Consider the following 24,033-nt stretch of genomic DNA (forward strand, 5'->3'; position numbering starts at 1 on the left):
AGACCCCGGATCCGATTCCAGGCCCGAAAGAGGCCGGAAAAGACGGGGGAAGCATCCGCCCAGCACCCCCTTCCGTTTGGCGCAGCGCCATTTCCGGGCACGAGGGCGTGCGGGCAAAGATTTTCTGAGACGGATTCGGCCCAGCCGTCCCCCCAGGGGCGCCAGAGGAGAACCGTCCCGGCGGCGACCGCGCCGCATCACACCCCATTTGAGACCGTCCTGCGGGGCGGCCGGAAGGATTCACATGAGCAGAAAGATGCTTATCAACGCCACTCTTCCCGAAGAGAACCGGGTGGCCATCGTCGAAGAGGGTATCCTCACCGAACTCGACATCGAAATTGCCGGCAAGGAACAGACCAAGGGCAACATCTACAAGGCGGTCGTTGTTCGGGTGGAAACCGGACTTCAGGCCGCCTTCGTCGATTTTGGAGGGGAGCGCCTCGGCTTCCTGCAGATAGGGGAGATTCACCCCTCCTACTACCAGTCCAGCGGAAACGACGGTGAAGGCAACCGACGCCCCCGGATCGGCGACGTGCTGCGCCGCGGCATGGAACTGCAGGTTCAGATCGTCAAGGAAGAGCGCGGCACCAAGGGGGCGGCGCTCACCACCTACCTCTCCCTTCCGGGCCGCTACATGGTGCTCATGCCCGGCAGCGACACCCGGGGCATTTCCCGCAAGATCGAAGAGGAATCCCAGCGCAAGAAGATCAAACAGGCCATGGCCTCGCTGGAGTTGCCGGAGAAGATCGGCTATATCGTCCGCACCGCCGGCATCGGCCAGAAAAAGGAAGAACTGAAGCGCGACTTCCAATACCTGCTGCGGGTCTACGAGAACATTCAGGCCCTGAGCAAAAAAGTCAAAGCGCCGGCCCTGGTCTACCAGGAATCGAACCTCGTCATCCGCTCGCTGCGCGACTACTTCAGCGCTGACGTTGACGAGGTGTTGGTGGACGATGCGGCGGTCTTCCAGGAGGCGCGGGACTTCTTCCAGCAGGTGATGCCCGAGTACGCCAAGCTGGTCAAGCTTCACCAGGAGCGGCGCCCCATCTTCTCCCGTTACCAGATCGAGGAGCAGATCGAAACAATCGCTCAGAACAAGGTCGCCCTCCCCTCCGGCGGCTCCATCGTCATCGACCCCACCGAGGCCCTCGTCGCCATCGACGTCAACTCCGGCAAAATGGCCGGCGAGCAGGGAATCGAGGCGACCGCCACCCGGACCAATCTGGAAGCGGCCACCGAGGTCGGCAGGCAGCTCCGGCTCCGTGACCTGGGGGGGTTGATCGTCATCGACTTCATCGACATGCGTGACCGCAAACACATCCGCGATGTCGAAAAGAACCTCAAGGACGCTCTCAAATCCGACAAAGCGCGGGTGACGGTGGGGCGCATCAGCCAATTCGGCCTCCTTGAGATGAGCCGCCAGCGCATCAAGTCGACCCTGGCGGCAGGCGCCTACCTCGGCTGCCCGCACTGCAACGGTACAGGCAAGGTCAAGAGCCCCGAGGCACAGGCCGTGGCTCTGCTGCGCAGAATCCATGCTGGAGTAGCCAAGGGACAGGTTGCCAGGGTAAACGCCGAGGTTCCCCTGGAGGTATCCACCTACCTGCTCAACACCAAACGCGAAGAACTTCTTCAGCTGGAACGGCAGTACGACATCACCATCCACATCAAGGGGCACCCCGGTTTCGTCGCCGACCAGGCCGACATCAGCCTCGCCAAGCGCGACAAAGATGCTGAAAAGACCGGCGACGTCGCCCAGGTCGTGACGGCAGCTGCCGGACTGGAGGCCCCCCCGGCCCCTGCCGCCGAAACCGCTCCAGCGGCCCAGGGCGAAGGACAGGAGGCCGCCCAGCCCCCTGCCGAAGGGGAAGGGGGCAAAAGGAGACGCCGGCGCCGGCGCAACAGGAAAAGACCCGCGGAAACCACACCGGGGCAGGAGTCGGCCGCCGCGGAAGCCGCGCCGCAAGAAGAAGCCATGCCCGAAACGCCTCCTGAGGCCGCTCCCACAGCGGATGAGAAGGGTCCCGAAGGAGAAGAAGAGGAAAAACCGAGAAGCCGCAGACGCCGCCGCAGGAGGAGGTCCGAAAAGACCCCTTCAGCTGAAACCGTCGAGACCGGGGGCGCTGACAAGACCGAAGCGACGGCCCCCGTCGAGCCGCCTTCTCAGCCCGAGGCCCTTGTCGAGCAGCCTTCTCAGCCCGAGGCCCCCGTCGAGTCGGCCCCCGAGTCCGTGACCGAGGAAAAGCCCAAGCCTGCGCCCAAGCGCCGCGCTCCCCGCAAGAAAGCCGAGAAAAAACCGGCCGAAGCGGCCGCCCCGGAAACAGCGGTGGGCGAAAAAGCGGCCCCCCCAGAGCAGACGAGCGAAGCGGCCCCCGAAGCCCCGGCCGAGGAGAAGCCCAAGCCTGCGCCCAAGCGCCGCGCTCCCCGCAAGAAGGCCGAGAAAAAACCGGCCGAAGCGGCCGCCCCGGAAACAGCGGTGGCCGAAAAAGCGGCCGCCCCAGAGCAGACGAGCGAAGCGGCCCCCGAGCCCCCGGCCGGGGAAAAGCCCAAGCCGGCGCCCAAGCGCCGCGCGCCCCGCAAAAAGGCCGAGGTAAAACCGGCCGAAGCGGCCGCCCCGGAAACAGCGGTGGCCGAAAAAGCGGCCCCCGAGCCCCCGGCCGAGGAGAAGCCCAAGCCGGCGCCCAAGCGCCGCGCGCCCCGCAAGAAGGCCGAGGTAAAACCGGCCGAGCCTCCTGCGGAGGCGACTTCTCAGGCGGAGCCCTCCTCAACGGCTGAAGTGAAACCTGAGGGCGCGTCCGAAGAGAAACCCAAACCGACCCGAAAGCGCCGATCGCCGGCCAAAAAGACCGAAGAGAAAGCGGCCGAGGAGACCGCGGAGCCAAAACCCAAACCGGCCCGAACGCGCCGACCGGCTCGCAAGAAAACCGAAACCGAATAACAAATGAAAAGGCCGGGGCAATTGCCCCGGCCTTTAACCTTCCTGTTTCGCCCCTTTGAGAAAGACCAGCAGGGCCCCCTCCCCGCCATACTGGCGGGGGGCCCTGCCCCATTCCAAGGCCCATTTGCGCCCCTCCTGTTCGAGAAGGCGCTCCACCTCTCCCCGCAGGACGGGTTCCCCCCCGGAGTGGTTTCCCCGGCCAGTCACGACAACAACGGTCCTCAATCCCTTATAAAGTGCGTCCTCCAGAAAATAACGCACCTTCTGCCGGGCTTCCTCACGGGTCAAACCGTGCAGATAAAGCTCGGCCTCGGGGGTCAATGCCCCCTTGCGCACCTGCTTCATGCGCCGCGGCTGGGCCTTCGGTTCCTTGTCCGGCTCGGGGATCTCGTCCCGGAAAGTGACGTCCATCTTCCCCAGGGCCTCGAGAAAGAGTTCCCCGTCAGAGCCCAGACCCGGGCTCGGGGGAGCGGCGTCCGCTCGAGTCGATTCTTCAGAAAGAGGCCTGTCCTGTCGCCCCTGCCCCTCCCCCGTCGTTTTCACCCCAAGCTTGGCCATCTCCAGAGCGAAAGCTTCCGCGTCGGTTGTTCTCCCCTGCGGCGCTGCGGGCGCGGGGGGAACGACGGGGCCGGACTGCGGCTTTTCCTCCTTAAAGCCAGACAGCCCCTTCAAGGTCTTGAAGGGGCTGTTCTGAAAGGCCTTTCGACCTTGGTCTTTGTTTTTCTTGGCCATCGTATCAGCGCCGGACGATTTTGCGCCGTCCCTGAACCGCGCGGGTCTGCTGCTTGATAAGGGCGCCGGGCTTCTAGAGGTGAAATTGGTACCACAGGTAGCCGTAGGCCTTCATTTTCATTTTCCGGCCCTCCTTGAGGGCCTCGAGGTTGGCCAGCAGGGCCTCGTTGCTTCCGACCTTTTTGGCCCCCTTTTCCATGGCGGCGACGGCCTTGTCCCTCTCGCCCACCTTCTCCAGGCAGTAAGCGTAAAGGTTCCAGAGCAGAGGCTCCTTTTTGCTGGCGGAGCAGGCCTTCTCAAAAGTATCGATCATCTTGCCGGGCTTCTGCCGCTTCATGTAGCAGATCCCGAGCATCCCCATGGCCACCCAGTTGCGCACGAACCCCTTATCGAGGTAGCCGAAGGCCTTGGCGAAATCCCTTTTCAGGTAGTAGATGGTGCCGATCTGGGCGTTGAGGTTCTGCTTGACGAAGAACTGCCAGCCGCTGAACCTGAAACCGCTCTCCATGACCTTCACCGCCTTGTCGAAGCGGCTGGCCTGGAGGTCCCGCTGGGCCTCTTCCATGAGGGCGGAAAACTTCTTCATAACGATGCGGGAGATGAGGAAAAAACAGAGCGCGAATACCGCCGCGGCGATCATGGAGACGTACAGGATATTCATCCAGGCCGCGAATGTGAGCCCGGCGGCGACGGCGGCGGCGAGCAACAGCGAAATGGCGAGGGTAAACATGAGGAGGCCGATCCTTTCCTGGCAAAATTCAGAGGCGGGGATACTATCAACCCTGCCTCGAAATGTCAAAGGAATCCCAGCGAGCGAGGTATCAGCTGCGCTGACGGGCCTGCACCAGAAGAGTCAACTGATCCCCCGGGCGAAGCACATGATTTTTCGGAAGGTTGTTCCAATTTCGGATCTGGCGGGTGGCCACCTCGAACTGGCGCCCGATCCCCCACAGAGTGTCCCCCTTGCGCACCTCGTAGACGATCTTGCGCGGGGCTCCATCTCCGTTGCCGGTGGTTTTTCTGCCCTTGGCCCCGGAAGCAGAAACCGCCAGAGTCTGCCCAGGGCGGATGACATTGCTCCAGCCGAGGCGGTTCCAGACCCGGAGTTCCTTCTCGGAGACACTGAATTTGCGCGCGATCTTCCACAGGCTGTCGCCTTTGCGAACGGTATAGGTGCGGCGACGACTGCGGACGTAATCGTCCTCCATCTCATCGACGGGCAATCGACTGTAACCCTTCTTGAGGGGAAGGATCAGGTCGGTCCCGATGCGCAGGGCACGGGGATTCTTGATCCCGTTGAGAGCGATGATATCCTTCACCCGGATGTTGTAGCGCTGGGCAAGGGCAAGGAGGGTATCGCCGTTGCTGACCCGGTGACGCTTGTAGTTGGCACGGTCGGCAGGGGGGAGCTGGGCGTAGGCCTCGGTGAACCTTTGGGCGCTCCCGGCGGGAACCCGGACGGGGTAATTCTTGATTTCGGGGGGAGTACACCAGCGCTTCAGCTCGGGGTTGAGCCCTTTGATTTCCTCGTAGGGGACATCGCAGAGTCGGGCGACCACGTCAAGGTCGGTGGCGGTGGGCAGCAAAACGACGTCGTAGGCGAGGGGCGGCTGGAACTCCAGATCGGTAAAGCTGTACTTGGCGGGTTCCTTGGCGATTTGCAGTACAGCCAGAAGCTTGGGGACGTAGTTCTTCGTCTCCGTTTGCAGGTGACTGCCCCGGCTCAGCTCCCAGAAATCGCGGGTCCGGTATTTCCTGATGGCCCCGTTGACCTTGCCGCCGCCGGCGTTGTATGAAGCGACCGCCAGATACCAGTCCCCGTCGAAGCGACGATGGAGGTCCTTGAGAAAACGAGCGGCGGACCGGGTGGCCTTCTCGAAATCCCGGCGCTCGTCGCGCCACCAGTTGCTCTCCAGGCCGTACATCCGGCCCGTGCTTTCAATGAACTGCCAGGGACCGACCGCATGGGCCCAACTGTAGGCCCGGTCGTTGAACCCCGATTCGACCATGGCCAGATAGGCCAGGTCCAGCGGCAGACCCTCCTCGGCGAAAATCTGCCGCATCATCGGCAGGTAGCGACCCGAACGCTGCAGCCAGCGGGCAAAGGTCCTGCGACCCGGTCCGGTGTAATAGTCGATGAAATAGCGAACCTTGTCGTTCTCCACCACGGGGAAATCGAAGACCACCTTCTCTGCCGGGACGGTCTCGCCCTCGTCTTCAGGGGGCAGCTGGCCGGCACCAGTGAGCAACCGGTTGTCCTCGAGGGTCTCCGGATCAACGGCGGGCGCCTCTTCCGGGATGAACGCCTGGCCCTGGTCGGGTTCCGCGAGTTCGACGCCCGTAGGAAATTGCTCCGCAGAAGAATCGTCAGCGGTCACCGAAGGGGGGATATCAGAAACGAGGGGGGCGCCCTGGGCGGCAGCCGAGACAGCGGGGTCTGCAGGGGCGGTCTGCTGCTGCGTCCGGGACCAGAAATACGGGTCTTCGGCGGGCAGACAACCTCCAAAAAAAACCAAAAGGGCAAGGGCCCATAACTTCCTCATAAACGTGCCTCCGTAGGAAGTTTTCAGGCTAAAGGAAAAGCCCATCCAGTGTCAAGGCCCCTCTCCCTGTCCGGGCCAGAATCGGTGCTCAAGCTCGGCCAGGAGGGTGACGAAGGTGGGGCGCTCCCTGGCGCTGATGGGAACGGCCTGGAACCTGCGGCACAGGGGGGCGACCTCCTCGGCGGGCACCAGGTCGGTCTTGTTGAAGACCAGAAGGCGGGGGATGCGGCCGAGGTCGAGATCCTCGAGGATGCGTTCGACCGCCCCGATCTGTTCCTCGAAACGGGGGTTGGAGAGGTCAACCACCTGCAGCAGCAGATCGGCATCCTCCAGCTCCTCCAGGGTCGATTTAAAGGCCCCCAGGAGGCTCTTGGGCAGATGGCGGATGAAACCGACGGTATCGGTAATGATGACCTCGCGCTCCTGCGGAAAACGCAAGCGCCGGGTGGCGGTATCGAGAGTGGCGAAAAGGAGGTCCTCGGTGAGGACGTCGCTCTGGGTCAGGGCGTTGAGAAGGGTCGATTTGCCGGCGTTGGTGTAGCCGACGATGGAGACGATCGGCACTTCGGCGCGGATACGCCGTTGCCGGCGTTGCCGGCGCCCCCGGGCCAGGCTCTGGAGCTGCTTCTCGAGCCGGGATATACGATCGCGGATGCGGCGCCGGTCGATCTCCAGCTTGGTCTCGCCGGGGCCGCGACCGCCGATGCCCCCCATAAGGCGGGACAATGCGGTCCCCTTTCCGGAGAGCCGGGGGAGGATGTATTTGAGCTGGGCAAGCTCCACCTGGACCTTGCCGTCGAGGGTATGGGCCCGTCGGGCGAAGATGTCGAGGATCAACTGGGAGCGGTCGACAACCTTGACCTCGGTGATGGCGGAGATGGCGCGCGCCTGGGCGGGGGTGAGGTCCTGGTCGAAGATCAGCAGGGTCGCACCCTGCTGAAGGGCCCGGATGACCACCTCCTTGATCTTCCCCTCGCCCATGAGGAAGCGGGGGTTGATCTTGCGCGGCCGCTGAACGACCCGGTCCAGCACGACCACGTTGGCAGTGCGGGCCAGCTCGGCCAACTCATCGAGAGAATCCTCCACCTCGCCGCGGGAGGCGTGGCTGACGGAGATGAGGATCGCCTTTTCCCTGGTGTCGGAGAGATCGACGGTCTCGCCCATCTTCCGCTCGAGTTCCGCCTCGAGGGAACGGACAAACCCGGCCATGTCCAGGTCCAGATCGTAGACCGAGGGTGCGGAGAGGACCTCGACGCTCTTGCCTTCGGGGTTGGTCGGCAGGATGTGGGCGTAATGGACCCTGTCGGGCAGCCCCCCCTCGCCGACCCCGACGGCCGCCATCAAGTCGAGCCGCAGCAGCGCCAGGTCAGTCAGGTCGTACTGGGACAGGGGCTCCCCTTTGAGGTGGGTGTGGATGCAGCGCAGCCCCCGCAGGCCGCTGCGGCCGAGACCGTAGCCGGAGAGGTCGGGGATGACGATTTCACGGTCATCGCCGATAATGACGTGCTTGACCTCTCCCAGGCGGTCGATAATGACCCCCACCTGGCGGCGCATCTCGAAGGATCGCTCGCTCAGGAAGCGGGCCAACTCGGAGGTGATCACCTGCTCCGCCGGCACGCGGCGCCGGTAGATGCGTTCCAGGGCCTTGATCTGGCTGGCCTTGAGGCCGGAAAGGTTGCCGTGAATCACTGTCTAAGCGTCTCCAACGAAAAAAGACCCTGGCGGGCCTTTTTTCGTGTGCGAATTAATCTGTCGTCAAGCCCCTTGGATATTGTACCCGGCATCGACATAATGAATTTCTCCGGTCACTCCGCTCGCCAGGTCGGAAAGGAGGTAAAGGGCCGAGCCGCCGACCTCGTCCTGGGTGACGCAGCGCTTCAGGGGGGCGCGCTCGTCCATGAGCTTGAGTTTCTCTCGGAAATTGGCGATGCCCGAGGCGGCCAGGGTCTTGATCGGCCCGGCGGAGATGCCGTTTACCCGGATCGCCTTCTCACCGAGTTCGGCAGCCAGGTAACGCACCGAGGCCTCGAGAGCGGCCTTGGCCACGCCCATGACGTTGTAGTTCGGAATCACCCGCGCGGCGCCGAGATAACTCAGGGTGACGATGCTGCCGCCCTCTTTCATCAGAGGAGCCGCATAGCGTGCCACCGCCACCAGGGAATAGGCACTGATGTCCATGGCGAGCGCGAAACCGTCGCGACTTGTCTGGCTGAACGGCTTTTTGAGGTCCTCCCGATTGGCGAAGGCGATGGCGTGAACGACGAAATCGATCTCCCCCCACTCCTTGCCGACTTCCTCGAAAACCGCCTCGACCTGGTCGTCGCTGGCCACGTCACAGGGAAGGATCAGCTTGGCATCGAGACTTTCGGCCAGCGGGCGAACCCGCTTCTCCAGGGCCCCGTTGAGATAGGTGAAAGCCAGTTCGGCCCCCTCCGCCCTCAGTTTCTGGGCGATCCCCCAGGCAATGCTCATATCGTTAGCGACACCCAGAATGAGGCCGCGTTTTCCGTCCATCAAACCCATACAACATTCCTCCTTGACACCATGAATTGAATAGGCACTTCTAGCAGAAAGATGGAATTAAGGCAAGCTGTTTGCGACCGGCCGGGCGAGACTAGTTCTGGCTCCGCTGGGCGGCAGTCCGGGGGGCAAGGAGCTCGAGCAAATCATTTGCCTTGCGAAATCCCGAAAAGACCCGTCCGTCGGGCAGGACCAGAGTCGGGGTGGATCGGATTCCGAGCTCTTTGACCAGGGCGATGGTCTGATCCACGGCATCGGTTTCGCAGAGGGGGGGCGGGACGGTTTTGCCCGCAAAGTTGTCCTCGAGCATGGCCAGGGAATCGTTGCAGAGGATGCTCTTGGAAATGGTATAGGCGTTGGGATGCATCTTCAGGGGATAGAGCTTGATCAGGAAAGCGATGTCCGGGTCGCGCCGGACCACCTCTCGAAGTTCTTCGTGAAGGCGTTTGCAGTAGGGGCATTCGGGATCGGTAATGACAACCGCCTTGGTCTTGGCGTCCTCCCTGCCGAGCAAAAGAGCATCATCCAGGGGAATTTTGCCGATGTCCACCCTGGTCGGCCGCGCCGATTGATCGTTGTTGATGTTCTTTCCGTCCTTCAGGCGCACGATATTGCCCGCCACCAGATAAGACTTGGAGAAATCGACGTAAAGAGGGAACTTGCGGCCGCCCTTTTCCACCTCCACCGCCCAGACACCGGGCATCTCCCCCAACTCGACGCTGAGCACTCGATCGACCGTCCCCTTGAGCAACCCGGTCGCCTCTTCCAGTTCCAGGCTGTGGCAGTCGGTGCACTGCCCCGCGCCGCAGCCGTCTCCGGACATCGCCGCGCAGGGAATCGCCAGAAGAACCAGAAGGACAAAGGCCACCAGGGTTTCAAACAACCGTCTCATCAATAAAGTTCCTTTCACGAGTCAAACAGTCTCCTGCGAGCCTGCCTGTTATTCCTATCGACGGCACGGGCCGAGCCCGGTCTGCGCCGAACGAATCCGTTCCCTCTCCCCCCGGGCATGCCGGGTTGGAGAACCATGGTGCAATTTTACAATTGCACGCCCCTCTTTGGCAACCCCAAAGGCTTTCCGGCAAAACGCTTTGCGGTTGACATTCCCTTGTCGCGAGGGGAAAATCCTACCCGTCAACCACCCGCAAGAACAAAAAAACGAGCCCACATCCCGAGTTCTTGAGCCGCCCGGCTGCCCTTGCGAGCGCTTGGGGACAGGGCCTCAAAAAAGGTCAGCCGATGGACTGGATCACCCTGCTTGGCATTGCCCTGGCCCTCGCCATGGATGCCTTCGCCGTCGCCCTGGGGGCGGGGCTGACCCTGCCCCGCCTGACCGGAAGGCACCTTTTCCGACTCGGCTTTCACTTCGGTCTCTTTCAGGCGCTCATGCCCGTCCTTGGCTGGCTCGCCGGCCTCACGGTGCAGCAATGGATCAGCGCCTACGACCACTGGATCGCCTTCTGCCTTCTGATGCTGGTGGGGGGGAAAATGATCTACGAGGCCTTTTCCGAGAAAGTCGCAGAGAAAAACGCGCCGGACCCGACCCGGGGGATGACCCTTGTGGTCCTCTCCGTGGCGACCAGCATCGATGCCCTGGCCGTCGGCCTGTCTCTGGCCGTGATCGGCGTCGAGGTCTGGGTTCCGGCGGCGGTCATCGGACTGGTCGCCGGGGGCCTGACCGTCGCCGGGATGCTCCTTGGACGCCGGATCGGAGAGATTTGGGGAGCGCGGGTGGAGGTGCTTGGAGGGCTTGTTCTCTGCGCAATCGGGATAAAAATCCTGCTGGAGCACACTCTTTTGGCCTGACCACCGGCCGCCCGGCCCGAATCGAAAAGAGGTCCGCTGGCGGCCGAATCAGAGAGCGCCACAGCAGGGGGGCAAGCTCAATGGAGAACGTCCTGAAGGTAGGCCCTGGCCCGGGCACCGATCTCTTTCGGCTGGGCCTCCATTTCCAGGGCCGGCTTCCGCTCATCCCCGCTGACGTATCCCATCCGACTTATGCAGTGCCAGTCCTTGCCGTAAAGAAGTTCATGGGGAGCCATTTCCCGCCAGACCTTGGGACACTCCCCCTGCTCCAGCATTCTCAGAGCGTCGGACAGAAAATTCTCCCCCTTTCGGGTTCCGACCTCCTGGTAAACCCTTTCTCCCGGAAAACGAATCGCCAATTCCCCGAACCTGTTTTCATACAGCTCAGCATTGACGTTGAAAGAGACCCTTTCCCCCATTCCTTCCTCCTCTGTTTTCGCTCTTGCCCGACAGCCGAACACCCAGGCGGCTGGGCTCCTGAGAAGAGCCCCTCCAGCTTGGCCACCAAGGAAAGTTTCCGACGGGAAACCGATCCTGTCTGTCAGCTTACCATTTTCCAGAGGATTGGCTACCGGCGGTTGAGGTCCTCCCACCTCTCTCTTGTTTCGCGCTCCCGCGCGGCCGATCCAGTCTCCCTTGGGGGGGGGCAATGGGCGCAAGGGCGACCTAGGGCAAAGACACGCGCCAGCAGCGGTGGATCCGGGGGTTGCGCTGAAAGTCCTGTGGAATGGTCTGGGAGGAAATGTCCTCGATATTGAACCGGGAGAAGCCGCCGGGGTCGAGCCTGAAGCCTCGATTGTTGGTGGAAAAGAACAGCTCCCCTCCCGGAGCGAGAAGCCTTGCGGCGGCCTCCAGAAGAGCGACGTGGTCCCTCTGCACGTCGAAGTCACCCTCCATCCGCTTGGAATTGGAGAATGTCGGGGGATCGAGAAAAATGAGATCGAAGCGGCGGGACTCCTTCTCAAGCCAGCTCAGGCAATCGGCCTGGACCAGTTCGTGCCGGGAGTCGTCGAGTCCGTTGAGCGCCAGATTGCGCCGCGCCCAGTCGAGATAGGTCGCTGAGAGGTCCACGGAGGTTGTGGAGGCGGCCCCCCCCAGGGCCGCATGAACGGTAGCGGTCCCGGTATAGGCGAAGAGGTTCAGAAAGCGCTTACCGCGGGCCATTTCCCCGATTTTGAACCGCATCGGCCGGTGGTCGAGAAAGAGTCCGGTGTCGAGGTAATCGGCGAGGTTCACGAGGAACCTGCACTCACCCTCGCGCACCTCGTGGAAGCGACTCTGCCCGTCCAGCTTGACGTACTGGGCACGCCCTTTCTGGCGCCGCCGGACCTTGAGAAAGACCTGCTCCTGCGGAACGTTCAGAATCTCCGGAAGAACCGCCATGACCTCCTTCAAACGCGTCCGGGCCTTTTCGGGGTCCACTGTATTGGGGGCCTCGTACTCCTGAACATGAACCCACTCGCCGTAAAGATCGACCGCCACCGCATACTCCGGCAGGTCGGCGTCATAGAGCCGGTAACATGAGATGGCGTTGCGGCGCGCCCAGCGCCCGAGGTGGCGCATGTTCTTGCGCAGGCGGTTGGCAAACATCAGGGCCCCCTCCCCCAGAGGGGACGGGGACGAAAGGCGCCCGGCCCGGGGGGAGGACCCCCAGTACCAGCGGGGATCAATCTCGAAATGCAGAAGCTGGCACTTCAGGGCGCCATTGAACAGAGTATGGATTTTGCAGGCCCTCAGGCCGATCTCCTTGCCCAGTTCCGGATTGCCGGTGAAAACCGCCGCCTTCCACGCCGGGAAATGCTCCTTCAACCGGTCGCCCAGGAGAGCGTAGAGAGGCCTCAGGCCGTCCACGTCCCCAAGTCTTTCCCCGTAAGGAGGGTTGACGACCACAAGGCCGGGAACGGCTCCCGCCTTATTGCCCGGGACGACCTCTTCCAAAGCGCACCGTTCGAAACGGACCACGCCGTCCAGGCCGGCCCGCCGGGCATTGCTTCTGGCCGCCTCGACGGCCCGGCCGTCGACATCGGTGCCGTGAATGGGGGGCAGACCGGCCAGACCCGCCTCCCGCCGTTGGCCCGCCTCGGCGAGCAGTCGCTCCCACAGGGGACGGTCGTGTCCCTTCCAACCGATAAAGCCGAAATAAGTCCGCAGCATCCCCGGCGCCACATCCCCTGCCATCAGGGCCGCCTCGACGGGCAGGGTCCCGGAGCCGCACATGGGGTCCACCAGGCCGCCGCCCTGCAGGGCCACCGCCGGCCAGCCGGCCCGTATCAAAAGGGCCGCGGCCAAACTCTCCTTGAGCGGAGCCCTGACACCCTCCTCGCGGTAGCCACGGCGGTGAAGACTTTCACCGGAGAGGTCGATACTGACCGTCGCCTGGTCCTGCTTGAGAAAAAGATTGATCCGCACATCCGGCCTCTCCAGTTCCACGTAGGGGCGCACCCCGAAACCGTCCCGAAAATGGTCCACAACCGCGTCCTTGACCTTGAGAGCGGCGTAATGAGAGTGGCTGACCTGGGAGCGGACGACATTGGCATCGACGGCCAGGCTTCCTTCGGGGGTCAGATGTTCATGCCAGGCAATGGAGCGGACCCCGTCGTAGAGTTCCTCCGGTGTCGCTGCGGGAAAGCTCGCCAGGTTCAGAAGAACCCTGCTCGCCACCCGGGACCAGAGACAGGTCCTGTAGCCCAGTTCAAGGTCGCCCCCGAAGGAGACCCCCGCCCTGGCCTCTGTGGCCCGAAGTCCGCCCAGTTGGCGCAATTCATCGGCCAGAAGAGGTTCCATCCCCTTGGCGGCGGTGGCAAAAAAGGTAAGGTTCTGCGTCATGGTGTTCCGATTCGAAGGTTGGGTTGATGTTCTTCCCTCTTGGGATTTGGCTCTCAGACCATATCACAGACCCGGTCCGGCGGAGAACCCTCAATCCCTGCCCGAGCCAGTGAAAAGCTTGAAATACCGCCGGCCATGGCATAAACTGGCGGGGCATTTAATCCCCAGAGAGGTCCGTCCCATGAAATACATCATGTACATCGTCTCCATCACCCTCCTCCTGACCCTGGGCATCTGGGGGTACGATTTCCTGAGCACCCCTTCCGCCCCACCGGACGGCGCGCTCGTCATCAATGACCGGGTCATCTCCCCCCCGGAACTGGAAATGAAGAAGAAATACTCTTCCTACCACCAAGGCAGCCAGGAGGAGTTCATCGAAGGTGTCGTCACCCGCGAACTCCTCATTCAGGAAGCCCAGCGGGCCGGCATCGACCGCGAGGAGTCCTTTCGCCTGGCCATTCAGGACTTCTTCGAACAATCCCTGATCAAAGTGCTGATGGATCGACAGTACCGGGACATGGAGGTCTCCGTCGGCCCCGAAGAACTGGAGGCATACCGCGACAACATCGGGAAGTTTTTTCACCTGACGGTTTTGAACTATCCGAGCGAGAAAGAAGCGATCGCGCAACGGGGGGAAAGACCGGAAGCAGTGCAGGAGTTTTTCGGCGACCTGCCCTGGCCGCTGCGGGACCGCCTGCTCCATTTGCAGCAGGGCCAGACCTCGGAGCCCTTCTCCCTGGGGGAGGAGTTCGTGCGGCTCAGACTGGACAAGGTCGAGCGGACCGAAGGACAGCAGGTCGAGCCGGACGGGGAGATGCTGCGGACGACCCTGCTCGAGGAGAAAAAAAGAAAAGCCATGGACTCGTGGCTGAATGAACTGCGTCAGAAGGCGGCGATCACTCTGCCGGAAGCCATCAAAGATTTGGGGACGGACTAATGGCCAAAAAGTACCGCAGAAGAACCCGCAACTTCTTCATCAAGAAGGACATGCAGGGCAAACTCCTTTACCAGCATTTCCTCATGACCATTCTCGGCGTGATCGTTTTCGCCCTCATTTTCAGCCTGCTCTCGGCCGACAACCTGACCATCACCTATGAGAATCAACACATAAGGATCGGCCAGACCCCGCTCATCCTGCTCAAAGAGATGCTGAAGGCGCACTGGATCTTTCTGATGACGGTCGGCCTGCTGGTCCTGGCGATGAACCTCATCCTGTACCACCGCTTCGCCGGGCCCGCCTATCGCTTTGAAATGACTTTTGGCGGTATGGTCAGCAAGGATCTCGACCAGCACATCTACCTGCGCTCCAAAGACATGATGAAGGAGCTGGCCGAACAGATCAACACCTTCAACCAGGACCTCTCGGACGAGATGCGCACAATCCGCCGCCATTGCGAAGCGGTCGAGGACCGCCTGGACCGCCTGGAGCCGGACACGAAAAATGCCCAGGCGACGGAGATGCTCAACCAGGCCAGGGAAGAAAACCGCCAGATCCAGAACCTTCTGGCAGCATACAAGCTGAAATCTGCGGACAAATGATGAGAGCCGCCCGGCTTGCCTTGGCGACCCTCCTTTGTGTCGCCCTGGCAACCAACGCATTCGGTCTGGAGCTCAAGACCCGCTTCGCCACCGTCGAATACGAACGGCCGGAAGACCTCAGAACGTTCAACAAGAAGCTGCGACTGGGGTCCTTTTCCTTCCTGTTCGGCAAAAGAAACCAGCTCACCGTCGAGGAGGAGGTCGGCAGCAAGGTCGACAAGCTCAACGGAAGGGTCCAGGAGATCCTGGAGATGTTTCCCCGCCGACTGCGCTACAAGATCGTGCTGGTCCCCTCAAGGGGCGAGGTGCAGCAGGTCTACCGGCGGCAGTACGGGACCAATGTGGACTTTATCGCCTTCTACGCGCCGGAGACCGACACGGTCTACGTGTCGGTCTCCGATATCAAGCTCACAGTCCTCGCCCACGAGCTGGCCCACGTCGTCATCAACCACTACTTTGAAAACGCCCCCCCCGTCAAGATCCACGAAGTCCTCGCCCAATACGTGGAAGCGCAAATGGAATTGTAAACGCCCTTACCCTCCCCCCTCGGTCAGGATTTCCAGACGCTTGCGCACCCAGCCCTTCCCGGGGTCTAGAAGCAAAGATTTCCGGTACTCCTCGATGGCCCGGTAGGTAACCCCCAGTCGCTCGTAGAGGAAACCGGCCTCGCGCCTGAAACCGGGATCCCTCGGGAACAGTTCTATTCCCTGCTGTATCGCCTGAAGCGCTTCCTCCGTTCTTCCCCGATCGAAATAAAACTTTTTCAAATGCCAGAATGGCGCGGTACTTGGGGATTCCCCCTCGGTGCAAAACGGGATCGCCCTTCGGTATGTTCTTTCCCCCCGAGAGTCGAATCCAAGGTCCAAAAGGTAATCTCCAAAAGCGATTTGGGCTTGGCAAAGGGGGGGCAGAGCGGAGTCGATCGACTCGGCGTCGAACCCGTACAGAGCCAGCAGGGTAAGATAATCCCTTGAGCGCCTGGGGTCCCAGGTCATAGCCGTTCGCACCTGGCCCAGGCCCTCTTCCCAGTGGCCATGAGAAAAGAGCCAGGAAGCGTACACCTTGCGTAATTCCGGATTTGAGGCATTGTTCTCCACCCCGGACCGAAGAAGTCTTTTCCCCTTTTCTTCCTCCCCCCAAAGCTCCAGGAGGAGCCCGAGTTTCTGCGCAACTTCACCATTGGTCGGATCAAGACGCAGGGCCGCCGTTAGATATTCCAGGGCCTGCGCCCTGTCTTCTACAGCAAGACTCAAGTCCGCAAGGATGAAAGGGACTTGCGGCGAGAGAGGATCAAGGTTTCTGGCGAGCTTGCCCTGTTCCAGAGCCGCCGTGATGTTCTTCGGTTCGGTTTGCGACAAGGAATCCAATCGGTCAAAAGACCTCATGCAGACGGCGGACAGGGCAGCGCCGCCATAGAACACCCCCCCGATGAGCGCCGTCACCCCGAGCAGGACGAAAGTCCTGGACAGGCGCCTGGCAAGCATGACGCTCAGGTTCGTCTTTCGACGACTCTTGGGGGAGCGGGAAGCGGCCGCGGAAGCAACCAGGCCCAGGAGAAAGAAAAAATAGAGCCCGTTGGCCCCAATGTGCAGGTTGAAATCGGTAACGCTATGAAACAAAATCGAGAGAAGGCCGGCCAAACCGCCAAGGAACAGGTAGATAGACGTTCGATTGCGCCGCTTGGAAAATTTCCGGTAACTCGCCGAAACCACCGCGAACAGAAACCACACCACCAGCCCTGTCCCTGCAATGCCCCCTTCCACCAGCAACTCGATGTAATCGTTGTGGGCATGGTCAACCATCAAACCATGGGTGTAAACGCTCTGGTACCGGGGGTAGATGTGGGCGAAGGTGCCGAACCCCGTCCCGAAAAGGGGGAAGTCCTGAATAACATCGCGGCTGTCCTCCCAATAATCGAGCCGCTGGTCGGCGATCTCCCCCCCCGAGGTCCGGATCCCCTCGAAGCGGTCAAATATTGGCCCCCACCCAAGGAAACCTACCGCCAACAGCATGGCAACCATGAAAAGGACCAGCTGCCTTCCTTTTTTTCGGTCCTTTCCGTGTTTCATGGCCAAAAACCCGAGGGCCAAAAGAGCGATCAGGATGCTGAATATCCCTCCCCGGGAAAGGCTCAAGAAAATCGAGGTTGAAATAAGGATCGCGGAAAAACCGAGGAGGATATGGGTATTGGCCCGAGGGTGGTTAAAGAACTCAGCAATCTTTTCGCGCAGCGAATGGTAGCTGTATTCGGGCTGAGCGGACAAAAACATGGCCAGGACAACCGGAAGGATCATCTCCATGAGACCGGCATAATGGTTCCCGTTCACATAGGTCCCGAAGTGGTGCGAGGTCCGCGCTGGCCAGTCCCTGACAATCCACAGGATTCTGTCGTTTGGAAGGAGGAACTGAAGGATGCCGACAAAAGCGAATCCCCCCCCGAACAGAGCCAGAAAGACCGGGATTTTTTTGAGTGTCTTCCGATCGACGAGGAGTTGAACGGTCAAAAGGAAAAACGCTCCGTACCCGGCCACCCTGAGAAACTCTGCCAGGGTGGCCCTCGGCGCCAGGGAGACCGGCATCCAGACGCCGGGCCGTACGACCCAAACCGTTTCGCTATAAAGCTTCCATGTGTGCGGAGAGAGCAGGTGAAGAAGGAGGGGTGGCAGGGGAATCGCCTGGCAAAAAACATAGGCCAGAAATAGAGCCAGGGGGAGCATCCCGGGCGGGGAGTAAACGGGAAGTTCCTTCCGGCGAGCCTCCCGCAAAGAGAGCCAAAGCGCCGCCACGCTCCCGCCCCCCACAAGAGCCAGGGACCATGTTTCGGTGGCGCCAAAGGCAAGGGGGGAAAAAACCAGAAGAGCAAAAAATAGTCGACGGGGCAGATCAGTCATGAATCGGTTTGTTGGACATCACCGCGGCGGGGTTTGTCGTCACGAGCCTGCGCGCAGAGGGCTCCCCGACTATTTTTGCTGCGGCCTTCACCCCTTTGGAAAGGATCGGGGGCCGGGAACCGGGAGAATGGGCATCGCTGGCGAGGATATGAACCGCATGGTTCTTCAGAAGGTATTGGGCGCATTTTTTGACCTTTCGCCCGAATCCTCCGGTCAGGCTCTCGGCAGTGACCTGGACAAAGGCACCCGCTTCGGCAAGATTGATGAGAAGTTGCGGTTTGGCAATGATGGACGGATTTCGTTCCGGATGGGTAATGATGGGAAGCAGGCCGGCCAGCTGGATGCGGTAAATCATGTCTCTGGCATTGTGAGGCAAGTGGGTGTAGGGGAATTCGAGCAGGACATAATCGGTGCCGTTGATGGTATGCCCTTTGAGGGTATCGACATCGAGCAGGGCGCTGTTGTCGCCCCCCGGGGAAATCTCCAGCGGGATGCCCGCATCCTGCAATGCTGATCGGAACCGGTTCACGCGATCCCGGATGTCTTCCGGATCGTGGATCACCTCCCGCACGTGAGGGGTCGCGACGATGTGCTCTATCCCGTCGGCCACAGCCATCCGCGCCATCTCCAGCGATTCCTCAAGGGTAGAGGGGCCATCGTCGATGTCGTGCAAAATATGGCAGTGCAGATCAATCATCAAGCAAACCGGCATTCACGGTGGGGTTAAATATCAAGCCTTGTCTGGCAGGGCCCCATCTCGCAGGCCAGGCCGCCCATCAGGAAATATCCCGTAGGGTTTCAGCCCCTTTCGGAGCGAGGTGGCGCACCAACCTCTGCCGGGAGAAAAAAACAGAATTCCTGTTCAAACTCAGCGACAAGGAACAGTCGTCTAGGCGGCCTCTTCCTGGGGCTTTTCCTCCTTGTACGCGGAATAATAGTACTGGTAGTAGTTGTAATAATAGTAGTCACTCTTTTCCAGGTTAAGAGCGTTGATCACCACCCCAAGCACGGTAGAGTTGACGTCCCGAAGTCCCTTCAGGGCCTTGCGCGCCATCTCGTAGGTGGTCTGGCGGGCCTTGGTCACCACAATCACACCGTCGCAGACGCGACTCAGGATCCGCGCATCGGCAACAGACAAAAGTGGCGGAGTGTCGCAGATGATAATGTCAAAACTCTCCTGCAGGGTGTCGAGCAATTTCTGCATCCGGGCTGAGGTGAGCAGTTCAGAAGGGTTCGGCGGAATCGGTCCTGAACTCATAAGGGTAAGATTGGGGATGGGGCCTTCCTGCAAAAAGCCTCCAGCCGAAACACCGGCCAGATAGGTGCTCAGACCGCTCTTGTTGCTCAGGCCGAACACCTTGTGCATACGTGGCTTGCGCAGGTCGCAGTCGATCAGGAGGACCCGCTTTTCCGACTGAGCCAGGGAGAGAGCCAAGTTGCATGAAGTCGTGGTCTTTCCCGCCCCCGCCTCGGAACTGGTCACGAGAATCTTTCGCGGCGGAGCGTCCGCGGCCGACAGGAGAACCCCTGTCCGCAGGGCCTTGTAGCTTTCGGCCAAGGGGGAGAGGGGCTCCTTCAGAACGACCTCCTCCACGTTCTGGTTTTCAGTCTTGTGAAACATGATCAAGCCGAGGACAGGGGTATCGAGCTGACTCTCGGTTTCCTCCGGATACTTGACGGTGTTGTCCAGGTAGTCGATGAAAAACGCCAACCCGACGCCGCCGAACAGCCCGACGAGAATCCCCAGGAGAATGTTCCTGGTTTTGCGGGGGCTGATGGGGTAGGTCGGAACGGAAGCCTCCTCGACTATCCAGAGGTTGACCGGCTGGGTCTCCCCGGTAATACTCTGCTCCTTCATTTTCACCAGCAGGGCATCGAACAACTGGCGGTTGGTATCGATCTCCCTTTTCAAGACCCCGTACTGGATGAACTTCTCGTTCAAATTGAGGGCTTCGGCCTTGGTTTTTTTCATCTGGTCCAGAAGGTTGTTCTCGAAAGAGAGAGCCAACTCATACTCGTTCCTCATCCCCGCGATGAGCCGGGTTACGATCTGACGTTTTTTATTCTTGAGGACTTCGAGATCATTGGCGGCTTTGATCATGGAGGGGTGCTTCCGGCCATATTTCCCGGACAGTTCCATCGCGTGCTGCTCGGCCTTGATGATCTGTTCGCGCAGGGTCTGCAGGCCCTTATCCTCGGCGATACGGGGAATGGTCTCGGCGGCATCGGGATCATTGGAAACCTTCCGGGCCTTATAATACGAAGCCTCCAGGTTTTCCCTGTTGGCCTCGGCCCGGATCAGTTCGGTCCCGATCTGGGAAAGTTTTTGGGGGAGGACCGCAATCCGGTCCTCAAGAGTCACCAGATCGTTCGCCCGCATGTAGTCCTGAAGGTCTATCTCGGTTTTTTCGAGCTTTTGGCGCTCCTCATCGGCCTTCTTAGTCATCCAGTCCAGAGAGCGGCGCGTCGATTCCATCTTCATCTCGATGGTCTCCTCGATATAGGCCTCCGCCACCGAATTGGCGATCAGTGCCGCAAACTGAGGATTCGTCGAAACATAGCTGATATCGACGATACGGCTTTCCTCGACGGGACTGACACTGATTCCCCCACTGATCATGGAAGCCAACCCGTCCGCCAGGGACCTCCCCGACCCCGCTTCGGTTTCCTCTTCAGCACTCTCGGACGCAGTCCGCCCTAAACCAAGGGTCTTGAAAACAATGGTTTTAACCTCCCGAAACCAGTTTCCGACCCCCTGCAGCAGGGAGGAATTCTCCTCGGCTCCCCCCATGTACGAATCCCAGGTCTCCTCAAGCTTCAACTTGTCAACGACCCGACGGCCAACTCCCTGGCTTTGAATCAGTTGAAACTGGGTCTCGTAGTATTCGGGATCCCAGGAGTTGTACCGATAGGCGTCAACCAGCTCACTGGGAGCCACCTTTTCGATCATGACCTTCGTCGTCCCCGAATAAAGAGGGGTGGCGCTGAAGGTTCTGAGCAGGGTCAGTGCAAGTACGACGATCAGAACCATGACCACGGTTCCGCGCCGTTTGTTGATGATACGCAGGTAATCCCTTAAATGGATTTCCTCTTCTTTAGTATTCATGGGGATTTATCCTGAGCTGAGTCAAACAAGAAAAGACCGGAAAAGATCGAGAAAACAGCAATCAAATCCTAGAAGAAACTTTCGGGAACGACTATCACATCATCGGGAAGAATCTGTTCGTCCATGGGGGTCCTCTCCATGATCCGCTCCTGCCCGTCGATCACGCGGATCACCTTGATCCGCCCCTTGGAAGCGATTTGAGTAAACCCTCCAGCCATGGAAATCGCCTTAATGACCGTGGTCCCCTCTTCAAGCTTGTAGGCGTCCGGCTTTTTCACTTCACCGGTAACATAGAACATTCCCGCCTTGGCGATAAAAACATTGTCCCCGTCCAGAATGAACACGTCCTTCGACGTATCCCCTCGCTCCAGGAGATCTTTCAGGTTGACCCTGGTTACTTCCTCTACTGGAGCGCCCTTATGGCGGATGGTCAATTCATCCCCTGCATCCTCGTTGAGCCCGCCGGCCTTTGAAATCAGCTCCAGAAGGGTGGTCGCCCCGCTCAGTTCGTAGAGGCCGGGGTTGTTCACATGACCCATGATGACCACTTTTTTACTGCGGAACTCCTCGACAAAGACCGAAACCTGGGGATTGACGATGTACCCGTCCGCCAGCTCCATCCCCACCTTCTGGGCGACCTGGGAAACCGTCAGCCCGCCGATCTCCACCTGACCGATCAGGGGGAAAATTATCGCTCCGTCGCTGCTGACTCGGACGATGGTTGTCAAGTCAAGGTGGTCATAGACATTGACCTTGAGGACATCCCCTTCCCCCACCTGATAATCGGTGTCAACCGCCAGAAGGGGCTGAGCGTGGGTGAAGAGGAGCAGAAATGTTAGAAGCAAGACCAACCTGGTCATATGGGTCGTCCCTTTCAGGGGCAGCGGCGGGGTGCGTCCCGAGTCTGGCGACAGGCGCGTTAAAGCGCTGTCGTCAGGCTAAGAAAAGTGGTGTTGTCCTTGTAGTCGAAAATATTGAAGTTGGAGTCCCTCAGGGTAAAGGTGTAACCAAGGCTTAGGGCGAGCCACTCCTGAAGATCGTAACCGAGGGAGAAGCCCGCACTGTAATAGTCGTCCTTGCGGTCATCAATCTGGATGCCGTTGGTTTGGCCCCTGCCGCGGTAACTGTCCCGGACATAGTACAGGTTAACGGCACCGTTGAGTTTGGTCCTGATCTTCTGGGCATACCCCAGCTGGAGGCTGTCGGTGAAAATCTCCTTGTACTCGCCAACGTCGGTTTCGTTGGTTTTCCGGTAGGCCTGGATATATCCTGACGTCTTGGGAGAGAAGCGATGGTCGAACTGGAATTCCAGGAGAAAATCGTCACTGTCTTTTATCGTCGGGTCATCAAAATCCTTTTGCCCGTATCCCGCTTTGAACCTGCCACGGGACTTGGCGGACACATCCCATTGGACACCCCCGAAATAATGATGCTCCACGCTGTCCGGAGAAAAATCCTGATCGTAAACCACGTCGACGAACTCGTACTCGAGGAAAAGTGAGGTCTTGGGCCGGACCTTGAAGAAGACGTAGCCGGACACCGCGGTATCATCGCGGTCCCGAAAGCCGTTGCGGGCGGCATTGTCATAGTTCAAGCTGAAAAGGGAGAAATCGGCCCGCACCCGGAGCTTTGAACTGATCTGGTAATTGCCGAGGAGGCTGACGATGTTCGATTTGAACTCGTCCCGTTGGGATCCCACGTTGGTGGCATATTCATCGTGGTTTATTTCAAAGACATCGGCCAACTCCACGGTCAGGCCGCCCCGGAAGTTGTGCAACAGCATCCCCTCGGCCCGATGGTTGACCACATCCTCGCCGGGGAAGTTTTTGTGGAAATTGAATTCCGCACTATAGAGGGCATACGCCTGGCTTCTACGTTCTGCATCGGTTTTGAAGCGGCTGATTTCAAGGCCGCCGGGGGAGATGTTCTGGGTCGACATCTGCAGCAGCTGCTGGCGGCTCGCAGGAAAGGCCAACCAAATGCCGGGGGTGATGGTGCCGACCCATTCGCTCTCTTCGCGTGGCGATGCGACTTCGTCCTCGTCGACATTGTAGAGGTTGTCCGTGTAATACCCGCCCACGGAGACGAAGGGATGGATGTACCCCCTCTCGCTTCCGAAGAGTTCCCTGGCCGTGGCCCTTTGCCCTAGAGGGGAGGTCTTGATGGAGATGGAGGAGCCATCAGAGCTGCCAGTGGCCTCACCCCACTCCTGGGCCATCGCCTTTCCATAGAACAGGGCGCAGAGCGCCAAAGACAGAACAAGCGCACATTTGATCTTCACTGGTCAGGAACCCCCAAGAAAAAAATTCATCGTTAACTGGTTGTCAGCACGGGCGACAGAGACAACGGACCTCACATCCTGCAGGAATTCGCACAGAACAATCCGGAATCTACAATATATTAATTAGCAAGCAGAGCGGAGACCAACACAGTCAAAAACATTGTTCTACCTAAAAACCCAGTCTCCGCGATGCTCTACCGCCCAATGCCCTTAATTATTGCGGTGCCGAGGGGCTGACCGACCCGGCGGTGGCGCGGCCGCCGGGATTCCCCTGGATCAGAGACACGGGCGGCGCTTCATTCGCCGGAGTATATCCGAGTCCGGGCAACTGTTTCACCCCGAGAGCAGCGGCCACCAGTGCGGGCGGAGCCTCGCAGCAGGCCGAACTCACGGCATACTTGGCAACGGTCGGACTGGCGAGACCGGCATCAAGAGCCCCGGAAACCAGCTGTTTCAGGCTCAAACCTTTTTCCATCGCGGTCGTGAATATTTCACAAATGCAGTCGTTGTTCTTCATGTGCAATATTGTCTTGACAATTTCCTGATCCGACATGCCCACATCCATGGCCTGATCAAGCAACGTCTGGAAATCCGTTGGCACGGTGCCACAGGCCTGGGCCGAATCGGACTCTGCGTTATTTGTCAGTTCAGCGGCAACCTGCGGTGCGGCAACCTGCGGTGCGGCAACCTGCGGTGCGGCAACCTGCGGTGCGGCAACCTGCGGTGCGGCAACCTGCGGTGCGGCGACCTGCGGTGCGGCGACCTTCGGAGCGGCGGCCTGCGGTGCGGCGGCCTGCGGTGCGGCGGCCTGCGGTGCGGCGGCCTGCGGTGCGGCGGCCTGCGGTGCGGCG

At 60.3% G+C, this 24,033-nt stretch carries 19 protein-coding genes; 5 read left to right on the forward strand and 14 right to left on the reverse strand.

What is annotated here, in order from left to right:
• Nucleotides 1-244: 244 nt before the first annotated feature.
• Nucleotides 245-2,938, forward strand: a complete 2,694-nt coding sequence (locus C0617_RS07390) for an Rne/Rng family ribonuclease (protein WP_291316379.1) — start codon at nucleotides 245-247, stop codon at nucleotides 2,936-2,938.
• 33 nt (nucleotides 2,939-2,971) lie between these two features.
• Here the strand turns inward: C0617_RS07390 and C0617_RS07395 are convergent, their stop codons facing one another.
• The 6 genes from C0617_RS07395 to C0617_RS07420 all read right to left on the reverse strand — a co-directional run bounded on the left by C0617_RS07395 (nucleotide 2,972) and on the right by C0617_RS07420 (nucleotide 9,625).
• Nucleotides 2,972-3,670 (reverse strand): Smr/MutS family protein, encoded by a 699-nt coding sequence (locus C0617_RS07395; protein ID WP_291316380.1) that lies wholly within the window; start codon nucleotides 3,668-3,670, stop codon nucleotides 2,972-2,974.
• A 73-nt stretch (nucleotides 3,671-3,743) separates the two neighbouring features.
• Nucleotides 3,744-4,400, reverse strand: a complete 657-nt coding sequence (locus C0617_RS07400) for a hypothetical protein (RefSeq protein WP_291316381.1) — start codon at nucleotides 4,398-4,400, stop codon at nucleotides 3,744-3,746.
• Between the two features lie 91 nt (nucleotides 4,401-4,491).
• Nucleotides 4,492-6,213, reverse strand: coding sequence for a LysM peptidoglycan-binding domain-containing protein (locus C0617_RS07405; RefSeq protein WP_291316382.1), 1,722 nt, complete (start codon nucleotides 6,211-6,213; stop codon nucleotides 4,492-4,494).
• A 51-nt stretch (nucleotides 6,214-6,264) separates the two neighbouring features.
• Entirely contained in the window at nucleotides 6,265-7,902 is a 1,638-nt protein-coding gene (hflX, locus tag C0617_RS07410) for a GTPase HflX (RefSeq protein WP_291316383.1), read from the reverse strand.
• A 66-nt stretch (nucleotides 7,903-7,968) separates the two neighbouring features.
• Complete coding sequence (fabI, locus tag C0617_RS07415) at nucleotides 7,969-8,736, reverse strand: enoyl-ACP reductase FabI (protein ID WP_291316384.1); 768 nt, start codon at nucleotides 8,734-8,736, stop codon at nucleotides 7,969-7,971.
• A gap of 91 nt (nucleotides 8,737-8,827) precedes the next feature.
• Nucleotides 8,828-9,625: a DsbC family protein gene (locus C0617_RS07420; protein WP_291316385.1), complete on the reverse strand. Its 798-nt coding sequence runs from the start codon at nucleotides 9,623-9,625 to the stop codon at nucleotides 8,828-8,830.
• Between the two features lie 347 nt (nucleotides 9,626-9,972).
• Here C0617_RS07420 and C0617_RS07425 point away from each other — a divergent pair, with 347 nt between their 5' ends.
• On the forward strand, nucleotides 9,973-10,539 hold the full coding sequence (locus C0617_RS07425) for a manganese efflux pump MntP family protein (RefSeq protein ID WP_291316386.1): 567 nt from the start codon (nucleotides 9,973-9,975) through the stop codon (nucleotides 10,537-10,539).
• A 77-nt stretch (nucleotides 10,540-10,616) separates the two neighbouring features.
• Here the strand turns inward: C0617_RS07425 and C0617_RS07430 are convergent, their stop codons facing one another.
• Together C0617_RS07430 and rlmKL are read right to left on the reverse strand one after the other, a co-directional pair.
• Nucleotides 10,617-10,958, reverse strand: a complete 342-nt coding sequence (locus C0617_RS07430) for a hypothetical protein (protein ID WP_291316387.1) — start codon at nucleotides 10,956-10,958, stop codon at nucleotides 10,617-10,619.
• 247 nt (nucleotides 10,959-11,205) lie between these two features.
• Complete coding sequence (gene rlmKL / locus C0617_RS07435; protein WP_291316388.1) at nucleotides 11,206-13,365, reverse strand: bifunctional 23S rRNA (guanine(2069)-N(7))-methyltransferase RlmK/23S rRNA (guanine(2445)-N(2))-methyltransferase RlmL; 2,160 nt, start codon at nucleotides 13,363-13,365, stop codon at nucleotides 11,206-11,208.
• Between the two features lie 181 nt (nucleotides 13,366-13,546).
• On the opposite strand from rlmKL, the gene C0617_RS07440 reads away from it, so the two are divergent.
• Genes C0617_RS07440 through C0617_RS07450 form a run of 3 tightly spaced genes read left to right on the forward strand, consistent with a single transcriptional unit; the run spans nucleotide 13,547 to nucleotide 15,431 of the window.
• Nucleotides 13,547-14,302, forward strand: a complete 756-nt coding sequence (locus tag C0617_RS07440) for a hypothetical protein (RefSeq protein ID WP_291316389.1) — start codon at nucleotides 13,547-13,549, stop codon at nucleotides 14,300-14,302.
• Nucleotides 14,302-14,904: a hypothetical protein gene (locus tag C0617_RS07445; protein ID WP_291316390.1), complete on the forward strand. Its 603-nt coding sequence runs from the start codon at nucleotides 14,302-14,304 to the stop codon at nucleotides 14,902-14,904. Before C0617_RS07440 ends, C0617_RS07445 begins: the two co-directional genes overlap by 1 nt.
• Complete coding sequence (locus C0617_RS07450) at nucleotides 14,901-15,431, forward strand: hypothetical protein (RefSeq protein ID WP_291316391.1); 531 nt, start codon at nucleotides 14,901-14,903, stop codon at nucleotides 15,429-15,431. The genes C0617_RS07445 and C0617_RS07450 overlap by 4 nt, the downstream gene beginning before the upstream one ends.
• 6 nt (nucleotides 15,432-15,437) lie before the next feature.
• On the opposite strand, the gene C0617_RS07455 is transcribed toward C0617_RS07450, so the two are convergent.
• From C0617_RS07455 to C0617_RS07480, 6 genes are all read right to left on the reverse strand, one after another.
• Nucleotides 15,438-17,690 (reverse strand): O-antigen ligase family protein, encoded by a 2,253-nt coding sequence (locus C0617_RS07455; RefSeq protein WP_291316392.1) that lies wholly within the window; start codon nucleotides 17,688-17,690, stop codon nucleotides 15,438-15,440.
• A gap of 97 nt (nucleotides 17,691-17,787) precedes the next feature.
• Complete coding sequence (locus C0617_RS07460; protein WP_291316393.1) at nucleotides 17,788-18,492, reverse strand: CpsB/CapC family capsule biosynthesis tyrosine phosphatase; 705 nt, start codon at nucleotides 18,490-18,492, stop codon at nucleotides 17,788-17,790.
• Between the two features lie 192 nt (nucleotides 18,493-18,684).
• Nucleotides 18,685-20,901: a polysaccharide biosynthesis tyrosine autokinase gene (locus C0617_RS07465; protein WP_291316394.1), complete on the reverse strand. Its 2,217-nt coding sequence runs from the start codon at nucleotides 20,899-20,901 to the stop codon at nucleotides 18,685-18,687.
• Nucleotides 20,902-20,969: 68 nt separating this feature from the next.
• Entirely contained in the window at nucleotides 20,970-21,761 is a 792-nt protein-coding gene (locus C0617_RS07470) for an SLBB domain-containing protein (protein ID WP_291316395.1), read from the reverse strand.
• Between the two features lie 59 nt (nucleotides 21,762-21,820).
• Nucleotides 21,821-23,182, reverse strand: coding sequence for an outer membrane beta-barrel protein (locus C0617_RS07475; RefSeq protein ID WP_291316396.1), 1,362 nt, complete (start codon nucleotides 23,180-23,182; stop codon nucleotides 21,821-21,823).
• A 214-nt stretch (nucleotides 23,183-23,396) separates the two neighbouring features.
• The coding region (locus C0617_RS07480; RefSeq protein ID WP_291316397.1) for a hypothetical protein at nucleotides 23,397-24,033 on the reverse strand (637 nt) is incomplete at its 5' end.

The organism is Desulfuromonas sp. (assembly GCF_002868845.1).
Classification (GTDB): Bacteria; Desulfobacterota; Desulfuromonadia; order Desulfuromonadales; family BM501; genus BM501.

Bases quoted from the DNA above. Each gene is read 5' to 3' on its own strand.
- C0617_RS07450 (WP_291316391.1), top strand. From the start codon at position 14,901: ATGATGAGAGCCGCCCGGCTTGCCTTGGCGACCCTCCTTTGTGTCGCC.
- C0617_RS07420 (WP_291316385.1), bottom strand. From the start codon at position 9,625: ATGAGACGGTTGTTTGAAACCCTGGTGGCCTTTGTCCTTCTGGTTCTT.
- C0617_RS07395 (WP_291316380.1), bottom strand. From the start codon at position 3,670: ATGGCCAAGAAAAACAAAGACCAAGGTCGAAAGGCCTTTCAGAACAGC.
- C0617_RS07425 (WP_291316386.1), top strand. From the start codon at position 9,973: ATGGACTGGATCACCCTGCTTGGCATTGCCCTGGCCCTCGCCATGGAT.
- C0617_RS07470 (WP_291316395.1), bottom strand. From the start codon at position 21,761: ATGACCAGGTTGGTCTTGCTTCTAACATTTCTGCTCCTCTTCACCCAC.
- C0617_RS07400 (WP_291316381.1), bottom strand. From the start codon at position 4,400: ATGTTTACCCTCGCCATTTCGCTGTTGCTCGCCGCCGCCGTCGCCGCC.
- C0617_RS07430 (WP_291316387.1), bottom strand. From the start codon at position 10,958: ATGGGGGAAAGGGTCTCTTTCAACGTCAATGCTGAGCTGTATGAAAAC.
- rlmKL (WP_291316388.1), bottom strand. From the start codon at position 13,365: ATGACGCAGAACCTTACCTTTTTTGCCACCGCCGCCAAGGGGATGGAA.
- C0617_RS07460 (WP_291316393.1), bottom strand. From the start codon at position 18,492: ATGATTGATCTGCACTGCCATATTTTGCACGACATCGACGATGGCCCC.
- C0617_RS07465 (WP_291316394.1), bottom strand. From the start codon at position 20,901: ATGAATACTAAAGAAGAGGAAATCCATTTAAGGGATTACCTGCGTATC.
- C0617_RS07440 (WP_291316389.1), top strand. From the start codon at position 13,547: ATGAAATACATCATGTACATCGTCTCCATCACCCTCCTCCTGACCCTG.
- C0617_RS07445 (WP_291316390.1), top strand. From the start codon at position 14,302: ATGGCCAAAAAGTACCGCAGAAGAACCCGCAACTTCTTCATCAAGAAG.
- C0617_RS07405 (WP_291316382.1), bottom strand. From the start codon at position 6,213: ATGAGGAAGTTATGGGCCCTTGCCCTTTTGGTTTTTTTTGGAGGTTGT.
- C0617_RS07390 (WP_291316379.1), top strand. From the start codon at position 245: ATGAGCAGAAAGATGCTTATCAACGCCACTCTTCCCGAAGAGAACCGG.
- fabI (WP_291316384.1), bottom strand. From the start codon at position 8,736: ATGGGTTTGATGGACGGAAAACGCGGCCTCATTCTGGGTGTCGCTAAC.